We start from the raw sequence: 18843 nt of genomic DNA on the forward strand, positions 1-18843 counted from the left end.
ACCATGGAAAGAAGAACCCTGATAAAAGGCATGGCGGTTGGCCTGTCGTCATTATATCTTTCAAAAAGTTATGGCGGCAAGTTATTAAAAGCGCCCTATGTGGCAAATACGTTTAAACCTACGTGGGATTCACTGGCCCAATACCAGGTGCCCGATTGGTTCCGCGATGCTAAGTTTGGCATGTGGGCGCATTGGGGCCCGCAGTGCCAGCCTGAGTATGGCGACTGGTACGCACGCGGTATGTACCAGGAAGGCAGCGCACAATACAAATATCATGTAGAGAAGTATGGGCATCCCTCTAAATTTGGATTTAAAGATGTCATAAACGAATGGAAAGCTGAGAACTGGAACCCCGAAGAATTATTAGGGCTTTACAAAAAAGCAGGAGCCAAATACTTTATGGCACTGGCCAACCACCATGATAATTTTGATCTTTATAACAGCAAATATCAAAAATGGAACTCAACCCGTATGGGGCCAAAAAAGGATTTAATAGGCGGCTGGGCCAAAGCGGCAAAACATCATGGTTTACGTTTTGGTGTAAGCGTTCACGCTGCCCACGCCTGGAGCTGGCTGGAAACCGCCCAACGTGCGGATAAAAACGGACCGCTTGCCGGTGTAACTTACGATGGTAAAATTACCAATGCCGATGGTGCCGGTAAGTGGTGGGATGGTGAAGACCCGCAGGAACTATATGCGCAGAACCATCCGCTAAGCGAAAATAGTTTGAACGATGGCGCTATCCACCGGCAATGGAATTGGGGCAATGGGGTGGCCAAACCATCAACAGATTATTGCGAAAAGTTTTATAATCGAACTATTGACCTGATAGATAAATATGGGCCTGATGTGGTTTATTTCGATGATACTGCCCTGCCGTTATGGCCCGTAAGCGATGCCGGGTTACGTATCGCTGCTCACCTGTATAATAAAAGCATAAAGAAACATGGTAAGCTGGACGCGGTTATTTTTGGAAAGATACTGGACGAGCAGCAACGCAAATGCATGGTGTGGGATATAGAGCGAGGACAAAGCAATCAAATAGAAGCGCAACCATGGCAAACCGATACCTGTATTGGCGACTGGCATTATAACCGCAGGGTTTATGATCGTAACGGCTATAAAAGTGCTAAAACGGTTATTCATACGCTTATTGATGTGGTGAGCAAAAACGGCAACCTGATGCTGAATATCCCGGTACGTGGTGATGGTACCATAGATGAAAAAGAACGTGCTGTGGTTGAAGAAATAGCTTCCTGGATGCAAGTTAACAGCGAAAGTATTTATAGCACCCGCCCCTGGAAAACTTTTGGCGAAGGACCGGCTATCGAGTCGGCGGCACCGCTGAGCGCGCAAGGCTTTAATGAGGGGAAGGGCAAACCTTTAGGCGCTGAAGATATCCGCTTCGTGACCAAAGGCAAAACACTGTATGCTACGTTACTTGGCTGGCCCGCTGAACGATCAGCGCTCATAAAAACTCTTAAATCCGGCGCTGCCGGCAAGCCTGAGAAAATAAGTTTATTGGGCCATGCACAAAGTTTAAAATTTGAGCAGACAGCAACCGGATTAAAAATAAATTTACCGGAACAGACACCGGGTAAAAGTGCTTACGTGCTGAAAATTGAAGGATTAATCGCCTAATTTAAATCTTCAACCGAGAAAGTGGTCATTTTTTTTGATTTGATCTTTTTAATCATTATCCCATTTTCAGGGCATCCAAAACCGATAATTCTCAGCCAGGCAAAGGCCCCCTACAGTGTAGGGGGCCTTTTTGTAAAACACTTTTGGCGATCATTCATTTTTTTTCATGGTACAATCATTTCTAACTGTGGTATCAAGACAGAATGCTTATTTTTGAAAAGCGACACCAACATAAGTTCACAAAACAACCATGGATAAAGTGACCCCAGAATGGCTGCAAAGCATAGAAGCGCTACAGGAGGTACCGCTGGTGCAATTGCAATGGCTGATTGATCATAGCACGCAACTCGAGCTTTCTGAAGGGGATTCCCTGTTCCAGCCCGGCGACCCGATTAAGGGCACGTATATTATTATCAGCGGCGCTTTCCGCCTGTGTATGTTACAGGGCAACGAAATGCGGGAAGTACTCACCTTTGAACCTAAGGCTATCACTGGCTACCTGCCTTTTTCGCGGGGAAAGACTGTATTTGGCGTAGGCGAAGCTATGTCACCTATGGAGTATCTTTTTTTTCCGAAAGATCGGTCGGAAGAAATGATCCGGACACAATTTGAGCTTACGCAGGCCCTGGTGCATATCATGACCACGCGGGTACGTGATTTTACCGCCCTTGAGCAGCAAAATGAGAAAATGATGGCCTTGGGTAAATTGTCTGCGGGTTTAGCGCACGAATTGAATAACCCGGCAGCGGCCGTAGTACGTGGTTCAGCATCTTTATTAACGCATCTAAAACTAACGCCCGAAACGTTCAAGAAAGTCATGGCCATTCAAGTAACCCCGGAAGCGGTTAGTTTGGTTAACGATCAATTGTTCGCCGTTTTGAACCGCGATCGTCCGCATAATTTAACGATGATGCAGCGTTCATCTGCAGAAGACGACCTGGCGGACTGGATGGATGAATACGATGTTGAAAACAGCGGTGAGGTTGCAGAGAACATGGTAGAGTTTGGTTTTACTTTAGCGGACCTCGATAGCTTTAAAAGCCATATCCCCACCAATTCTGTATCTGCGGTATTTAACTGGATCAATAATAACCTCGTTACCGAAAAAATGGTGACAGATATTGAGGATGCGTCGCGCCGTATTGCTGAGCTGGTGGGTGCGGTAAAAAATTTCACCCATATGGATCAGGGTCATGGCAAGCAGTATGCAGATATCCATAAAGGTATCCGCAACACGCTAACCATGCTTCAACATAAAATGCGCCATGGCAATATCATACTGGATGAACAATTTGATACAACTTTGCCTGAAGTGAATGCCATGATTGGCGAACTGAACCAGGTATGGACAAACCTGATTGATAACGCGCTGGACGCAATGGAAATAAACGGGAAGGGCACTTTACGAATCGAGACCGGGCGGGATAAGGATTGTGTAGAAGTCACGATCACAGACGATGGCCCCGGTATCCCCGACGAGCTGAAGAACCGAATCTTTGATCCGTTCTTTACCACCAAGGAAGTAGGCAAGGGCACCGGGTTGGGGTTGGATGTGGTAACCAGGATCGTTAAACAGCATAAGGGTTCAATCAAGGTAAGCTCCCTGCCGCGACAAACGTCTTTTACAGTGGCTTTTCCCATTGATGGTAAATAGAACTGATTTATAATAACAACTTAATTAATCGAAACACATTTTATGGATCTGCCTATTATATTTTGTATTGATGATGATACCCAGGTTTTACGCGCCCTAATGCGCGACTTGAAGAGCCATTTCAGGAATACCTATAAAATCTTAGGAACAAACCTGGTACCAGAGGCGCTGGATAGTTTGCTTGAACTAAAAAACAAAGGCGAAACCGTAGCTTTATTCGTATCAGACCAGCGGATGCCAGAATTGGATGGCATCGGTTTCCTGCAAAACGCTATGAAATTTTATCCGCAGGCCAAACGGGTGCTTTTAACGGCCTACGCGGATAAAGATGCTGCCATCAAGGCCATCAATATTGTGCAGCTGGATTACTACCTGGTTAAACCCTGGGATCCGCCGGAAGAGAAGCTATACCCCGTGATTGAAGACCTGTTAGAGGATTGGCTGGTAGACCACCAGCCAGATTTTAAAGGGATTAAAGTGATTGGTTACCAGTATTCGCAAAAATCGCACGAGCTTAAAGATTTTTTAGCGGGTAACCTTGTGCCTTATCAATGGCTGGACATACAAACCGATCCTGAAGGCGAGAAACTATTGGAACTGAATAACCTGGCCAGAACAGACCTGCCGGTGATTTTTCTTCAGGACGGAACCTATTTGATCGCGCCCGGGATTGTTGAGGTAGCCGCCAAAATAGGGTTAAATCCCGAATTAAAAAATCATGATATGTATGACGTCGTGATCATCGGTGCAGGCCCGGCCGGTTTGGCTGCCGGTGTGTACGGCGCTTCAGAAGGGTTAAAAACGCTCCTGATAGAACGAAGGGCGCCGGGCGGACAAGCCGGCACAAGCTCGCGTATAGAGAATTACCTGGGCTTTCCGACTGGTTTGAGCGGCGCCGAACTTACCAGGCGGGCAATGACACAAGCAGCGCGCTTAGGCACAGAATTTTTGTCGCCACAATCTGTTCAGGCTATCGTACAAAAAGACGGCTATAAAAAAGTCATGCTGGATGACCGCGAGATCAATACCCGAAGCGTAGTGATAACCACTGGCGTTGATTACCGTAAGCTTGAAACAAAAGGTATTGGTGACTTTACCGGCGCCGGTATCTATTACGGCGCGGCCATGACCGAGGCTCTGGCCTGCAAAGATAAGGAAGTTTATGTCGTAGGTGGTGGAAATTCTGCCGGGCAAGCTGCGATGTATCTGTCAAAATTTGCCAGGAACGTATTTATTATCATTCGTAAGGATGATCTGAGTAGTACCATGTCTGCCTATTTGATAGATCAGATCAAAGCCACCGGCAATATTCACCTTCTGCCCAAAACTGAAATTGCCGAAGCGTTTGGATCTGACAAATTAGAAAAACTGCAACTCATTAATATTGAATCTAAACAGGTAGAAACACGGGCGGCCGACGCCTTATATATTTTTATCGGCGCAAAACCGTTCACCGACTGGTTATCATTGCACATTATTAAAGATGAAAAAGGTTTCATTGAAACCGGGCGGGAGTTAAAAACCTATGCCGATTTCGCCAAGATCTGGAAGCAAAAACGTGACCCATATCTATTGGAAACCAGCTGCCCGGGCGTTTTTGCCGCCGGTGATGTCCGTGCCGGTGCAATGAACCGCGTAGCATCAGCCGTTGGCGAAGGATCAATGGCGATTAGTTTTGTACATAAGTATTTAGCCGAAGTAAAATAGCCGGTAAACCTGCTATCTGTTTTTTTCAAACTTATCCTGGAGCATTAAAATAAACGCGGGATATTACCCTAACTTAGTATCATGAAGCATAATGCTAAATCCATCCGGCCATTTATTGGCGCTAACGATTTTGAGCTATCAAGAAGCTTTTATCGCGACCTGGGTTTTGAAGAACGTGAATTAGCACACAACTTATCTGTTTTTAAAACTGACACCATTGCGTTTTATCTGCAAGACGGATATGTAAAAGACTGGATAGATAATACCATGATATTTTTAGAGGTTGACGATGTAGCCCGCTATTGGGACGAATTACTGGCTTTAAACTTAACTGACAAATACCATAATGTAAAGCTAACCCCAATACGCACCGAGCCCTGGGGCAGAGAATGTTTCCTCCACGATCCATCAGGCATACTATGGCATTTTGGAGAGTTTTTTAATTAGCAAAGTCTATTTTAATGCCACTATTTCAAACCGGCGTACAACGGGTTTATTGATGGTATACAATTGATCTATCAACAGGTCCATCTCTTTTTGCCAGGCATCACGTACACTTTTAAACCTTGCTTTTCGATAGGTGGGATAAGCCATGGCTATAAAGAAATCTTTTCTTGCGTATTTCTGCAATGAATCTGCTACCGCATCGCCATCATTATATAATAACCCTTTGGGTTTTAATATAGAGTACTGCATCCAGTAATATTCGCGCAGCCTGCGTTCAATTTCCCAGCGTTCTTCGTTTAGCTGCATTACCGCTAATGCCTGCTGGTATTGAGGCGTAATTTTTATAGTTGCCAGGTTTATACCTTTTTCAAGATCGTTTGCTGTGTAGGTGCCTATATTTTTATCGTCGATCTTTAACAGGTATTTCTCCCCTTTTAGCCCCTTTACTTTTAATAACTCCTGGTTAAACTCATCGGTAAACGGTATCACTTTTAACGATTGATATTGCGCTTTCGCCGGCTTACCCCAACCGCTTGGGATAGTATCCATTGGATAAGGTAATGATTTAGCCAGGTAACTAAATTTAATAGCTGATGGCGTGAAACTGGCATTAGTGATGGTGCAATTACCGGCCTGGATAGTTTTTGAAGTTGAGTTTATCCCAATATCCGCAACCTTAGTATTGGCAAATCCCTGTGCTTTCAGGAAGATGTAGGCCATCACCATTTGCCCGTCATTACTTGGGTGGATACGGTCGCCATTTTGAAAGCTGAACAGCGAATCGTTCTGTTGCTCGCGGCCTGCTATTTGCGTCATTGGGGTGTTAAAGTCAAGGTAATTCCATTTGTTTGTAATGGCCGCCTGGTGTTGCGCTGCGGCTATCTTCATTATCGCCGCGTTTTTGCCAATAAAAGGTGCCGGTTTTATTTTTGATGTTTCGTCATAAGGCGATGAGGCTATCATCACTATTTTAGCTTCGGGATGTGCTTTTAGTTGTTGTTCTATCAGCCTGAAACTTGTTAATGATTTAGCCACGCGCACATTATAAACAGAATCTGCTTTCTCTTTGCTGAGATATTGATAACCGGTATCGTTCATCCCGAAGGTAAGCGTTACCATGGTTGGCTTATGTGCAAAAACGTCGCTGTCTAACCTGTCATAAATCTGTTGGGCCACATCCCCACCAATACCCGCGTTAAACACCCGGAAACGTACATTGGGGAAATGGGTCATATAATATAACCAGATATAAGAGTGATAATGTCCACCATCGGTTATACTATTGCCGGTAAAAACCACCCTGTCGCCTTGTTGAAAGGGCCTGATACTTTGCGCGCCGGTAAGCACATTAACGCCAAACAGCAGGCATAATACGAGTATAACTGGTTTCATAACTAAATTTATATACGGTTAAATTGGTATGGCAAATAAAGCTATTAATCTGGTAATACCAATAAAAAACGCCATCCAAGGGATAGCGCTTTCATTATTTAACGAATATTATTAACCCCGGTTACTTAACCACACGGTCTGCAACCGCCTTAACCGTTTTTTTTGAAACATGAGTTTTATCGCTTACAATGCCTGCTGCCAGGTCCTTAAAACTATTTTTAAAAGTTTCTGCCAGTTTATCTATCTCGCCACTAATGGTGTCAGAGATTTTATTGCGGGTTGTATTACCGCTATCGGTTAAGTATAAATAAGCTATAGCGCCGGCAGCTGCCGCGCCGGTGATGCCTAAAGCTATCAGGGCGGTGTTATTTTGTTTTACAAATGGATTTTTCATAATGATGTCTTTTATGTTTAACAAATGCCGGTTGCTTTGGTTCTGATTGTTTTAAATTATATTGTAAAGCGCATGGGGATAATATTTTTAATTATTAGAAACAAAAATGTTTCTCAATCATTTTTTACCATATTTGATAACATAAAATAAACCTATTATATATGCAAGAATTAGATCCATCGATTCTTAAAAAAGCCAATTCATGGCTCGAAGGAAATTATGATGCTGATACCAAAACAGAAATTAGGCGGCTTATTGATACCAAAGCCTATACAGAACTTACAGACTCATTTTACCGCGATCTTGAATTTGGTACCGGCGGGCTTCGGGGTATAATGGGTCCAGGCTCAAACCGTGTAAATAAATATACTATCGGCTCGGCCACGCAAGGGTTAGCTAATTTCCTGAAAAAGACCTACCCTAACGAAAAAATAAGTGTTGCCATAGCGCACGACAGCCGCAATAACTCGGATGTGCTGGCAGGCATTACTGCTGATGTATTTTCGGCAAACGGCATCCATGTTTACTTCTTTAGCGCATTGCGGCCTACGCCCGAGCTATCATACGCCGTGCGTAAGCTGGGCTGCAAAAGCGGTGTAATGCTTACCGCGTCACACAACCCTAAAGAATATAACGGTTATAAAGCCTATGGCGATGATGGCGGTCAGTTTGTTTCTCCGCATGATAAAGCTGTAATGGATGAGGTTAGCGCCATTTCAAGTATAGATGATGTAAAATTTGATCGCATAGCGGCAAATGTTGAAATGCTTGGCAATGAGATCGACAAGGAATATATTGACAAGATAACCGCGCTTTCTGTATCGCCTGATGCTATTAAGCGGCAGAAAGATCTGAGTATTGTGTACTCTCCTATCCACGGTACGGGTATTACTTTGGTACCGGCCGCGTTAAAGAGCTTTGGCTTTGAGAATGTAACTGTTGTTGAAGAGCAAGCTACCCCCGATGGTAACTTCCCTACGGTAGTATATCCAAATCCGGAAGAAAAAGAGGCCCTTACCCTGGCGCTTAAAAAAGCGGCTGAAATAGATGCCGACCTGGTATTAGCTACCGACCCCGATGCCGACCGTGTAGGTATAGCCGTTAAGAATAACAATAACGAGTTTATCCTGCTTAATGGGAACCAAACCGGTAGTTTATTGATAAACTATTTGCTAACAGCCTGGGAAGAAAAAGGCAAACTTACAGGTAAGGAATATATAGTAAAAACCATTGTGACTACCAATATTATCGAGGCCATCGCGATAGCTAAAAACGTTAAGTTTTACAACACGCTTACCGGCTTTAAATACATTGGCCAGTTAATGACACAATTTGAAGGCAAGCAAACCTTTATAGGCGGCGGTGAAGAGAGTTACGGCTACCTGGTGGGCGAGTTGGTGCGCGATAAGGATGCGGTAGTCTCAGCGGCGTTTATTGCCGAAATGACGGCCTTCTACAAAGACAAAGGCAGCAGCTTGTTTGAAGCCATGATAGACATGTACGTGGAGTATGGTTTCTATAAAGAGAAGCTGATATCCATCACCAAGAAAGGCAAGACCGGCGCCGAGGAGATCAAAGCGATGATGGAAACTTTCAGAACCAACCCTCCGGCTACGTTAGGCGGATCAAAAGTAACTACAGTTAAGGATTACGAACGCAGTATAGAAACTGACATAGCTACGAAAACAACCAAAGCAATAGAGTTACCTAAGTCGGACGTATTACAGTTTGTTACTGCGGATGGCAGCATTATATCTGCGCGCCCATCGGGTACCGAGCCTAAGATCAAGTTTTATTGCAGCGTTAACGGCAAGTTGGCCAGCAAGGCTGCTTATTACGAAGTTGATGCAGCACTGGATGCTAAGGTTGACGCGATAATAAAAGATCTGGGAGTATAACTCTTGCATATGTTATATTAGATCCCGGGTATGCGCCCGGGATTTTCCGTTTATATAGATACCTGTTAATGACAAAATTTATTCAAGCCCTCCTATGTATTAGCCTTATTTGTGTAGGCTTGCCTGGCTATACGCAGAAAAAACAGCCAATAGCTTATGTTGATCCATTCATCGGCACATCAAACAGCCGTTGGATGTTGTTTCCTGGTGCTACGATGCCCAACGGGATGGTAAAACTAAGCCCTGATAATCAGGGCGATGTTTGGCAGGGTGGATATGAATATGCGGTGGGTAGTATCCATGGCTTTACGCATATTCATGGCTGGACCATGGCCGGTCTGTTAACCATGCCCACCAATGGCGACCTGGCTTTAAAACCGGGCCGGGCCGATGAACCTTTTAAGGGTGCAAACGCTGGCTATCATTCGCGTTTCAGACATGAGCAGGAATACGCGTCGCCCGGCTATTATTCAGTTTACCTGCTCGACTCGCATATTAAAGCCGAACTGACCGCTACCGAACGAACAGGTGTGCAGCGCTACACCCTGCCGGCCGACAGTACCAACCGCATTATGGTACAGCTAAACATGCCATCTGAATATGGATTGGATCTGAAAGAGGCCATTATTACAAAAAACACCAGCACCGAGATCCAGGGCTATGCAAAATCATCGGCCGCAGGCTTTAACGATTACACGCTGTATTTTGTGATGCAGTTTAGCAGGCCCTTTACCGAATTTCATGGGTATGCTAACCAGCAGGATAAAGGAGATGGCAAAGAGATAAAAGGCAGCAAGGATGTAGGCGCTTATGTAACCTACCCTACTGCTAAACCCGGGCAGGTAATTATCCGGACGGGTATCTCATTCGTCAATATCGACCAGGCACGGCTTAATTTAAATACTGAATTAAAAGGTTTTGGTTGGGATTTTGATAAGCTGGTTAAGTATAACCACGATGTTTGGAGTAAGGTTTTAAATGTGATCACAGTCGAGGGAAATTCGGAGATCGACAAAAAGAAATTCTACACCAACCTGTACCGTTGCTTCACCGGTAAAATGACCATGAGCGATGTAAATGGTAAATATATTGATGCCTGCGAAAACGTGCAGCAGCTACCACCATCACGCACGGCGATGATAGGCGGTGATGCGTTCTGGAACACTTTCTGGAACCTGAATTTACTGTGGACCCTAACCTCGCCGACAACAGTTGAAAAACTGGTGGGCACACAATTAGAAATGTATGAGAAAACCGGCTGGCTTGAAAAAGGGCCCACCGGTATAGAATACTCAGGCATTATGGAGGGCTCGCATGAGATGGCGTTGATGACCAGTGCTTACCTTAAAGGCATTGTTAAAAAGGATGCCGATATAGCTTATGATGCCATGAAGAAGAATGTTACGGTTGAGCCTGCCAATACCTGCGGCGGCTATCCGGGCAATCCCAAAATTTCCGACTATGCTAAATATGGCTATGTTTCCACAGAAAAAGGTGCGACCTCTAAAACACTGGACTATGCTTTTGACGATTGGTGCGTAGCACAGATGGCAAAGTTTAATAATAACATTGCCGATTATAAATTCTTTTTAAACCGCTCGGCAAACTGGAAAAATGTGTTCGACCCCGTGAGCAAATATGTTATCCCTAAAAAGGACGATGGTTCATTTATTAAAAACTTCGACCGTTTTTCTGTCGAGCATTTTGTGGAGGGAAATTCATGGCAATACTCGTTTTACGTACCGCATGATATCCCCGGACTGGTAAAGTTTGTGGACAAAACCACGTTCCTTACCCGATTGGAAACCGGTTTTAAAAAATCAGAAAAGCACTTGTTTGCTGCGCATGCGCTGGACAGAACCTGGGGGCAGTCGGCAGAATATTATATCAATCACGGTAACGAGGTAAACATGCAAGCTGCCTACCTCTTCAATTATGCAGGCAGGCCTGACTTGACCCAATATTATACCCGTAAAATATTAAATACTTTTTATGACGATTCGCCTTATGTAGGCTGGAATGGCGATGAGGATGAGGGCCAAATGGGCGCCTGGTTTGTACTCAGCTCCATAGGCTTGTTTGAAATGAACGGCGGGACATCACCAGATCTGAAGGTGGATTTGACCAGCCCACTGTTTAATTCGATCAAAATAAACCTCGACCCTAATTATTATAGGGGTAAAACGTTTACCATTAAGGCCTATAACAATTCGGCAAAAAACATTTATATTCAATCAGCTAAGTTAAACGGCAGGGTTTTGAAAGATCATTTTATCAGTTTTAAAGATTTGGTTGCAGGTGGTAAGTTGGAGTTGGTCATGGGTGCGGTGCCTCATCAGTAAACATTCGCCGAATCGCGCAGAGATTACCACGCTGCGCCCGTAATAACTTGACGGTAATGATTCTGATCTCGACGAGGAACGAGGAGAGATCTATACACGAGAATTTGCTGACTTGCCCGTTTTTGTTCCCCCAGGGTCTCTCGCAGAGGACCCTGAGGTTGCACGTTACTCCTCAGGGTCCTTTACAAGAGACCCTGAGGGAACAGGAAACAGAGTCAATGGTCCATTAACTAATATCGGCTCTTAACATTATAGTCATTTACATTATTTCGCTTTGTAATTACTTTGTGGGTGTAACGGCGTGGGCTTTGGCCGAAAACGCGAAAGTATTGCATAACCCAATACCGAAAGGGCAATTAACAGTGCAATAAGATATACGACAAACTCCTTCCAGCCAGCTTTTTTAACTATTGCCAACCAAAATGTTATTAAAACTACAATAGAACAAATCAATATGCCCGCCGAGCAAACATATTTAATGAACTCACCTATTGTATATCCTGAGGTAATTTGGAAGGAAATGAATGCCTGAAAGATGAATATCAAACCAATAATCATCCACTTTGCTCTGCTATTTAACTTTGGCTTTACCATAATTTTGCAATTTACTTATATCCACAGATAGCTCTATAATAAAAAAATTGTTCCCTCAGGGTCCTTTACAAGAGACCCTGAGGGAACAGGAACACCTACGATGACTTGCTTGTGTATAGATCCCTCACTATTGTTCGGGATGACAATCTGATATTCCTACAAACTAAACATCAGCTTAGCCAAAACAATCCTTCCCGGTATGGTATAATTGCTTGAGGTGTATACGTTGGCCGATAAATAAACCGCCGTATAGTTTTGCGTATTAAACAGGTTTTGAGCGGTGACTTCCAAATCCAGTTTAGTTTTCGGGAACTTGTAGCGTACCGATGCATCGCCAAATACATATTTCAGATCATTAGCCTGTTGCTGGTGCGTATAATAATGATCGGCAGACGCGCTAAAGAACAAGTTGCCTGTCGGGTTATAATTTAAAGCAGCAGTTTGTATCAGGCGTTCAAATTTACTGTTGCTGCTGCCCCCTAACGGATTGCTGGTAGTTTGCGTGTAATTAAGCTTATAGCTAAAGGTAATTTTTTCGCTCACCTTTGTTTCTGCTCCTCCACTTATTGTATTATTGATGGTGTTATAGGGCAGGATATTTCCGTTCTGGATCTGGTTTAACTTAGTTGTTTGATAAGCCAGTCCGCCGCTAAACGTTGTACGCAGCGCAAATGAGTATTTACTTACAAATCCGCTGAATGACCATGAATTGATATTGTTATCAAACGGCAGCACCACGCGCTGCTGGATGTTATCTGTCAATACACTCGACGCGATATTGTTGGCATATTGGTGCGTATAGGCCGCATTTAAACTGAAGAAAAACAATGTGATAGCCTTACGGTAATTATACCCTAATGACGCGTTTTGTGTCTGTCGCTCGGTCAAGTCGGCATTATTGGCAAACAAGCTGCGGTAGTTGGTCAGGATCTCGCCGCGGTAAACATCCTGTATCCCGCCGATTGAATTTTTAAAGTTGTAATTCAAAGTGAGGTAATCTTCAATACCGGTTTGATATTTAACAGATACCCGCGGGTCGAAATACAAACGGTTAAGGCTTTTATCCAGCTTATAAAACGCGTCGGTATAATTGATTCCTAACAACGATAAAGGCAGGGTTACATTTACCTTTAAAATATTGCCGGGGATATCATACCCGGCCTCGGCATAAAACTTATTGCGCTGCCAGTTAAGGTTGTTCGTAGCGCTATCTGACACCAGGTTGGTGCTATTATTTAACTGTGTAACCGAAAGGTCAGAGTTCAACTTTTGCGATTGGGCACTGAACCCAACCTTATAACTCTGCGTAACCAACTCGCGGGGTATGCGGTAATTAACATAGTTATTGGTAAAAAAGCTGGGTATTTTGGCATTCTGCGTTAGCCGCGAATAAGGGGTATTATTGTTAAATATATCAGGGTTAAGCCCGGGTTCTATCACCCGGTTCTCCGGCTCGGTCGAGTGGTTGATATAGCTATAGCCTTCAATAATATTATTGCTTTTAAAGGTTTGCATAAAATTCAGCTCGTTGGATGCATCAACCAGGTTATCTTTAAATGTCTGCTTAACCCCGGCTCCGTTAGTAACCAATGATGAGTAAGCCATATTATGGCTGTAGTCGGCTATAAGGTTATCATTTAAATAATACTTACTGTTGTTAATATTAAGCGTAAACTGGGTATGTAATAGGTCTGGGCGGCGTTTATTATTTTGTGTTTCGGTATAGTGTATGGTATCAGTTGGCAAATAAATATCGCTTACTTTTTGATAATCCTGGCGCTGGTTATCGCGCACGTACGATAAGTTAACGCGCAGCTGCAGGTCCTTCTTTAAATTCAACAGGTTATTTAAGTTCAACATACCCGACTGATCAAATAAATAACGGTTACGCGGCAAATCAGGATCGCCTGCCGTGCCTAACGACAGCACCGTTCCAGGCTTATCATTATCTATCCTTGATAAATAATCGTTCATGTTATGCGATATCAGGTCGCCGGTTACATCAAGGCCGGTGTTATTGCCTTTAATATAGTTTATGGCTTTATACTTATCCTTAAACATCATGGCGTTTATATCAGCATAGTAATTACCCGGCAAGCCGGCGCCTATGGTTTCCTGCCCCACCATTTGCAGTTTGGCGTCTTTTTTTATGGTAAGATTTAGGGCTACGTCATCGCTGTTTACCTTACCCTGCAGCATTTTAACGGGCTGATGGTTTTGCATTACCTGCACCTGGTCTACCACCCCATTTGGGATATTGTTGGTGGCGATATTATATTTATCATCCAATAAATTATCGCCGCCTATGTAGAGGTTGGATATGGACTTACCATTATAGCTTATCTTTCCATCCTTAGCTACCTCAATACCGGGCAATTTCTTTATCACATCGCCTATCACCATATCCTGCGGGCTGCTAAAATCAGATACTTTATAACTCAGCGTATCACCGGCGACACGTAAAAAAGGCCGCTTATTCTTGATCACCACATCCTTAAGCTGATTTACAGCCGTACTTAATTTAAAGTTATAGGGTGATGTAAACCCAATAACCTCTTTAGCTTGTTTTTTAAAGCCAACGCACGTTACTTCAAGCATCAGGCCCGTTTTGTTTGCATCGGCAGGTATTTGCAAGCTATATGCACCTTTGTTATTAGTGGTTGTGTAAGCGATGATCAAATTACCACCGCTTTTAAGGTTAACACCTGCATAGCTTACCGGCTTACCCAAACTATCGGTAACCGTGCCCTGGATGGTTTGGCCCAGGCATACCACGGACAGCAGCATCCATAAAATGAATACTCCCACCCATTTATTGGGGGCTATCATTATTTCTTTTCGGGTAACTCTAATGGATTGTTGATTACCGGGCCATCTCCCTTAACCTGGATACGCATGCCGCCACCCGAACCGCCATCAGGTGCAGACTTGAAACTGGCACCTGAACCAGCCATTGCCGACTGGACAAACGCGTTAGGATCTTTACGCATGGCCTCCTGCAGGTTTTTAAATTCTTTTTCGGTTGTTTTTACAGCATCGGTTGGTACAGCAATAACATTAGGGTCGGTATTGGCATTTTCCATACCAAACATTACTAATTTGGGTGTACCGGGGGCTGCGGGTGCCTCAGTCCCTTTAACAAAAGGTTTGGCTTCTTCCATATTATCAAACTTAAACACCACTTCTTTATTGGTATCATAAGCCTCGACTATTAAACCCGGCAATCCGCTTAATTTCCAGGGGCCGGCGTGGAAAGGCACTTCGGTGGTAAACCAGGCAGTATAGTCGCGGCCCTTAAAGTGGCCGGTAGCTTTTTGGCAATGCATGCTGCCTATGGTCATGGTATCGGTACTAATTTTCCAGTTAATAACCGGCATTGGCTCTTCTATCAAATATGGGGTTATCAGTCGCTCCTTGCGAATAAACTTTCCTTCGGCGGCAAATTGGAAATACTCTGTACTTGTAGTTGGCGTCCGGCTTTGGACATTAATGTTTAACCGGCCCGATCCTTTTTGGTCAGCCATTTGCTGGGCAACCTGCTGTTGCATCATTTCCTGCTGCAATTTGCGGTCGTAGCTTTTATAGGCGCTGGCGGTTTGACCCAAAAATAACACCATGTTTTCGGTATAGGGTTTATCCTTTTGGGTGGTATCGCGCAGGTGCGAAAATTTATAATGAACTATCAGCTTAGCTGTATCGGATTTTTGCGCCCAGCCAAACTGGATGGCCAGCATCAGAATGGCTAAAATTGTGGTTATTTTTTTCATGACTTGTTATATAAGTGTTAACGTTAATTACAAATTGGATTTGAATACGACACAAATATATACGAACGATTCGTATATCTACGAATTTATCGTAGATATTTAACACTTTTTAACAAATTACGAAATTTTCGTAGGGAGAACTGTTTAAGAAGGTTTATAAGCGTTTTATGATCCGAATATTTCTTTTGCCTTTTTAATGGTTTTTTCCAGGTCGATACCTTTTCCTAACACGCCTTTAAACAGATCACCGGTTTCTTTTAGACGGTCTATCGAATTAAATATAGTGAAATCCCTCATTGTCAGGCCGGGTTTAACTTCGGCCCACTCCAACGGCATAGATACTGTCGCGCCAACCTTTGGCCTTAAAGAGTATGGGCCGGCTATAGTGGCGCCCGGGCGGTTCTGTAAAAAATCGAGGTACATTTTGCCTTTACGGGCCGCTACCATACGTTCAAGGCTGGTATAGTCAGGGATCTGTTTATAAACTAACGATACCACGATCTTTGCAAACATTTGCGATTGATCATAATCATATTTAGCAGCTAAAGGGATATAAATATGCATCCCGGTTGATCCTGATGTTTTTGGATAGGAAGGAACGTCCAGCGCATCCAGCACTTTTTTCACTTCCTGTGCGGCTGCTATCACCTGGTCAAATGTATGTTTGTCGGGGTCAAGATCTATCACGCAATAATCAGGGTTGTCCGGCGATTGAACACGGCTGAACCAGGGGTTCATTTCAATACAACCTAACGATGCCATCCATAAAAGATATGACTCGTCCGATCCTACCAAATATTCTTTATGCTCGCCTTCGCCATTGGTGTACGGGAAAGTTTTGGTTATCCAATTGGGCGCTTTGCCTTTTACATCCTTCTGGTAAAAGCTTGGCCCATGTATCCCGTTAGGGAAACGGTTAAGCGACATTGGCCTGTCTTTTAAATACGGCAAAATATATTCGGCTACGCGATAGTAGTAGTTAAACATATCGCGCTTGGTTACCCCGTCTTCGGGCCAGTAAACTTTGCTTAAATGGGTAAACTTCAGGTCGTGCCCACAAATTTTGCGCACCTGGGTTTCGTCTTTTGGATTTAACAGGGTTTTACGGTCTGTATCTGTCGGCGGTGTTATAGCGCTATGGGTTTCTTTGGGTGATGTCTTCTTTGCTGACTCTTTAGGTGACACTTCCTCATCTGCTTCTTCCACCGCCTGGGTGGTGTCCTTTGGTGTTTCCAATATCACGTCCTTAGCCTTTTTATCAATCCGCATACCTTTAAATGATGCCTGCCTGAACACGCCATCGCTGGTTACTTCGGCAAAGGCCACCTCGCCTACCAGTTCAGGCTTTAACCAGGTTGGTTTGGCACCCATACGCTGCGGACGGAAGCGCGATGGTTTATCTACATCCGGCTCTACATCAAAAGGGCTTTTATCAGTTATCAATGGCTTAAACTGCGCCATCATTTCCTTCTGCATTTTCTCGGAGAAACCGGTGCCTACCTTACCCACATATTTTAACTCTTTACCATCGTACACAGCCAGCACCAGCGCGCTAAAAGCTTTTGCCGTCCCGGCGTTTTTGGTAAAGCCGGTTATAATAACTTCCTGCCTGCGCTGTACTTTTATCTTGAGCCATTCTTTTGATCGCAAATCGGAAGTATAAACGCTGCTTGCTTTTTTGGCGATGATTCCTTCCATGCCAATTTTTTCGGCAGCCCCAAAAAACTCGATACCGTTTGCCGCAAATACTTTGCTTTGCCTAACATTGTCATTATTGGTGGGCAGTATTTCTTTCAGGATAGCCTGCCTGTCGCTTAACGGCAGGCCCATCAGGTTTTTGCCTTCGTACCATAAAATATCAAACACATAAAAAACCAGGTTACCATCGGCCTCGCTGCGCCAGTTTTGCAGCGCGCCAAAGTCTGACAGGCCTTTATCATTCAAAACCACGATCTCGCCATCAATAACAGCATTCATCTGCCAATCTTTAAGAATCTTATTGATCGGATAATACTTATCAAAAGGGATATTGTTGCGGGAGATAAGCTCTGCCTGATTTTTATCAATTACGGCTACAGCGCGATAACCGTCCCATTTAACCTCGTAAACCCAATCCGGGTCATCAAAAGGCTCGTCCACCAGGGTGGCTTTCATGGGTTTGATATTTTTTGGAACGGCCGACTTAGGTGCCGATTTTAAAAGCGCCGAAACATCGGGCTTATCCTTATCCACCTGCCCCTCAGCCAGGTCTTCACCCACCACTTCCTCAGCCGGTTCTGCCAGGGCTTTTTTTTTACTGGCTTTGGCTGATTTTTCTACATCCTCTTCATGGCCATGCTGCCAAACCTTGTCGCTGGTCTTCTCCATGGTTTCAAGGGTCTTGCCCGATAGTACCGATTTGTCTTTTTTGGTAATATCAGTCTTTGCTGCAAAATCATCGTTATGTTTGATCAGCAGCCAGCCGTTCTCGCCCATGCCGTGGGTTTTAACCAAAGCAAACTCGCCTTCCAGTTTTTCGCCATGCAGTTTTATTTTAACCGAACCTGATTTAAGCTGCTCCAGCAAGTGCTTTTCCTGCGCTTTTTTGCCTTTTATTTCTTCAATGGGCTCATACGTACCCTCATCCCAAACTATTACTGTACCGCCGCCATATTCGCCTTGCGGGATGATGCCTTCAAAATTGCGATAGTCAAACGGGTGATCTTCAACCATCATAGCCAAACGCTTAACCTTTGGGTCGGTTGACGGGCCTTTAGGTACCGCCCAACTCTTCAGCACGCCATCCATTTCGAGCCTGAAATCATAATGCAACCTTGACGCATCATGTTTTTGGATCACAAACATCAGGTGGTCTTTGTCCTTGCTGCGGCCGGCTTTTGGCTCGGCTGTTTTGGTAAAATCCCGCTTTTCTACATATTTCTTCAGGCTCATAACTAATAGCTTGTTTAGTTATTTAACACCTAAAAAGAAAAAATGGTTTTATTTTTACTAACGTATTGAAATGTAT

At 44.0% G+C, this 18843-nt stretch carries 12 protein-coding genes; 6 read left to right on the plus strand and 6 right to left on the minus strand.

The genetic code is table 11. From position 1 onward, the window contains the following. Nucleotides 1-3: 3 nt before the first annotated feature. The 4 genes from ABIB50_RS19230 (at nt 4) to ABIB50_RS19245 (ending at nt 5449) form a co-directional block, all read left to right on the plus strand. Complete coding sequence (locus tag ABIB50_RS19230; RefSeq protein ID WP_429382398.1) at nt 4-1641, plus strand: alpha-L-fucosidase; 1638 nt, start codon at nt 4-6, stop codon at nt 1639-1641. A gap of 250 nt (nt 1642-1891) precedes the next feature. Continuing rightward, complete coding sequence (locus ABIB50_RS19235) at nt 1892-3295, plus strand: ATP-binding protein (RefSeq protein WP_429382400.1); 1404 nt, start codon at nt 1892-1894, stop codon at nt 3293-3295. 42 nt (nt 3296-3337) lie between these two features. Beyond that, nucleotides 3338-5002 carry an FAD-dependent oxidoreductase gene (locus tag ABIB50_RS19240; RefSeq protein ID WP_429382402.1) on the plus strand — a complete coding sequence of 555 codons (1665 nt, stop codon included), beginning with the start codon at nt 3338-3340 and terminating at the stop codon, nt 5000-5002. An 81-nt stretch (nt 5003-5083) separates the two neighbouring features. Next, entirely contained in the window at nt 5084-5449 is a 366-nt protein-coding gene (locus ABIB50_RS19245; protein ID WP_429382403.1) for a VOC family protein, read from the plus strand. 6 nt (nt 5450-5455) lie between these two features. Here ABIB50_RS19245 and ABIB50_RS19250 read toward each other — a convergent pair whose 3' ends face one another. Both ABIB50_RS19250 and ABIB50_RS19255 read right to left on the minus strand, forming a co-directional pair. Beyond that, nucleotides 5456-6841 carry an SGNH/GDSL hydrolase family protein gene (locus ABIB50_RS19250; protein ID WP_429382405.1) on the minus strand — a complete coding sequence of 462 codons (1386 nt, stop codon included), beginning with the start codon at nt 6839-6841 and terminating at the stop codon, nt 5456-5458. 121 nt (nt 6842-6962) lie between these two features. After that, nucleotides 6963-7235, minus strand: a complete 273-nt coding sequence (locus tag ABIB50_RS19255) for a hypothetical protein (RefSeq protein WP_429382406.1) — start codon at nt 7233-7235, stop codon at nt 6963-6965. Nucleotides 7236-7396: 161 nt separating this feature from the next. Here ABIB50_RS19255 and ABIB50_RS19260 point away from each other — a divergent pair, with 161 nt between their 5' ends. Both ABIB50_RS19260 and ABIB50_RS19265 read left to right on the plus strand, forming a co-directional pair. After that, the gene (locus tag ABIB50_RS19260) at nt 7397-9133 is read left to right on the plus strand and encodes a phospho-sugar mutase (RefSeq protein WP_429382408.1); all 1737 of its coding nucleotides are present in this window, start codon (nt 7397-7399) and stop codon (nt 9131-9133) included. A 68-nt stretch (nt 9134-9201) separates the two neighbouring features. Then, nucleotides 9202-11475 (plus strand): GH92 family glycosyl hydrolase, encoded by a 2274-nt coding sequence (locus ABIB50_RS19265; protein WP_429382410.1) that lies wholly within the window; start codon nt 9202-9204, stop codon nt 11473-11475. A gap of 264 nt (nt 11476-11739) precedes the next feature. On the opposite strand, the gene ABIB50_RS19270 is transcribed toward ABIB50_RS19265, so the two are convergent. The 4 genes from ABIB50_RS19270 to ligD all read right to left on the minus strand — a co-directional run bounded on the left by ABIB50_RS19270 (nt 11740) and on the right by ligD (nt 18767). Continuing rightward, nucleotides 11740-12069, minus strand: a complete 330-nt coding sequence (locus ABIB50_RS19270) for a hypothetical protein (protein WP_429382412.1) — start codon at nt 12067-12069, stop codon at nt 11740-11742. A gap of 156 nt (nt 12070-12225) precedes the next feature. Continuing rightward, nucleotides 12226-14898 (minus strand): carboxypeptidase regulatory-like domain-containing protein, encoded by a 2673-nt coding sequence (locus ABIB50_RS19275; protein ID WP_429382414.1) that lies wholly within the window; start codon nt 14896-14898, stop codon nt 12226-12228. Continuing rightward, nucleotides 14898-15836, minus strand: coding sequence for a GLPGLI family protein (locus ABIB50_RS19280; RefSeq protein WP_429382416.1), 939 nt, complete (start codon nt 15834-15836; stop codon nt 14898-14900). The genes ABIB50_RS19275 and ABIB50_RS19280 overlap by 1 nt, the downstream gene beginning before the upstream one ends. A gap of 165 nt (nt 15837-16001) precedes the next feature. Next, entirely contained in the window at nt 16002-18767 is a 2766-nt protein-coding gene (ligD, locus tag ABIB50_RS19285; RefSeq protein ID WP_429382418.1) for a DNA ligase D, read from the minus strand. Between the last annotated feature and the right edge of the window lie 76 nt (nt 18768-18843).

Source organism: Mucilaginibacter sp. UYCu711 (assembly GCF_050433825.1).
In the GTDB taxonomy this organism is placed as follows: domain Bacteria; phylum Bacteroidota; class Bacteroidia; order Sphingobacteriales; family Sphingobacteriaceae; genus Mucilaginibacter.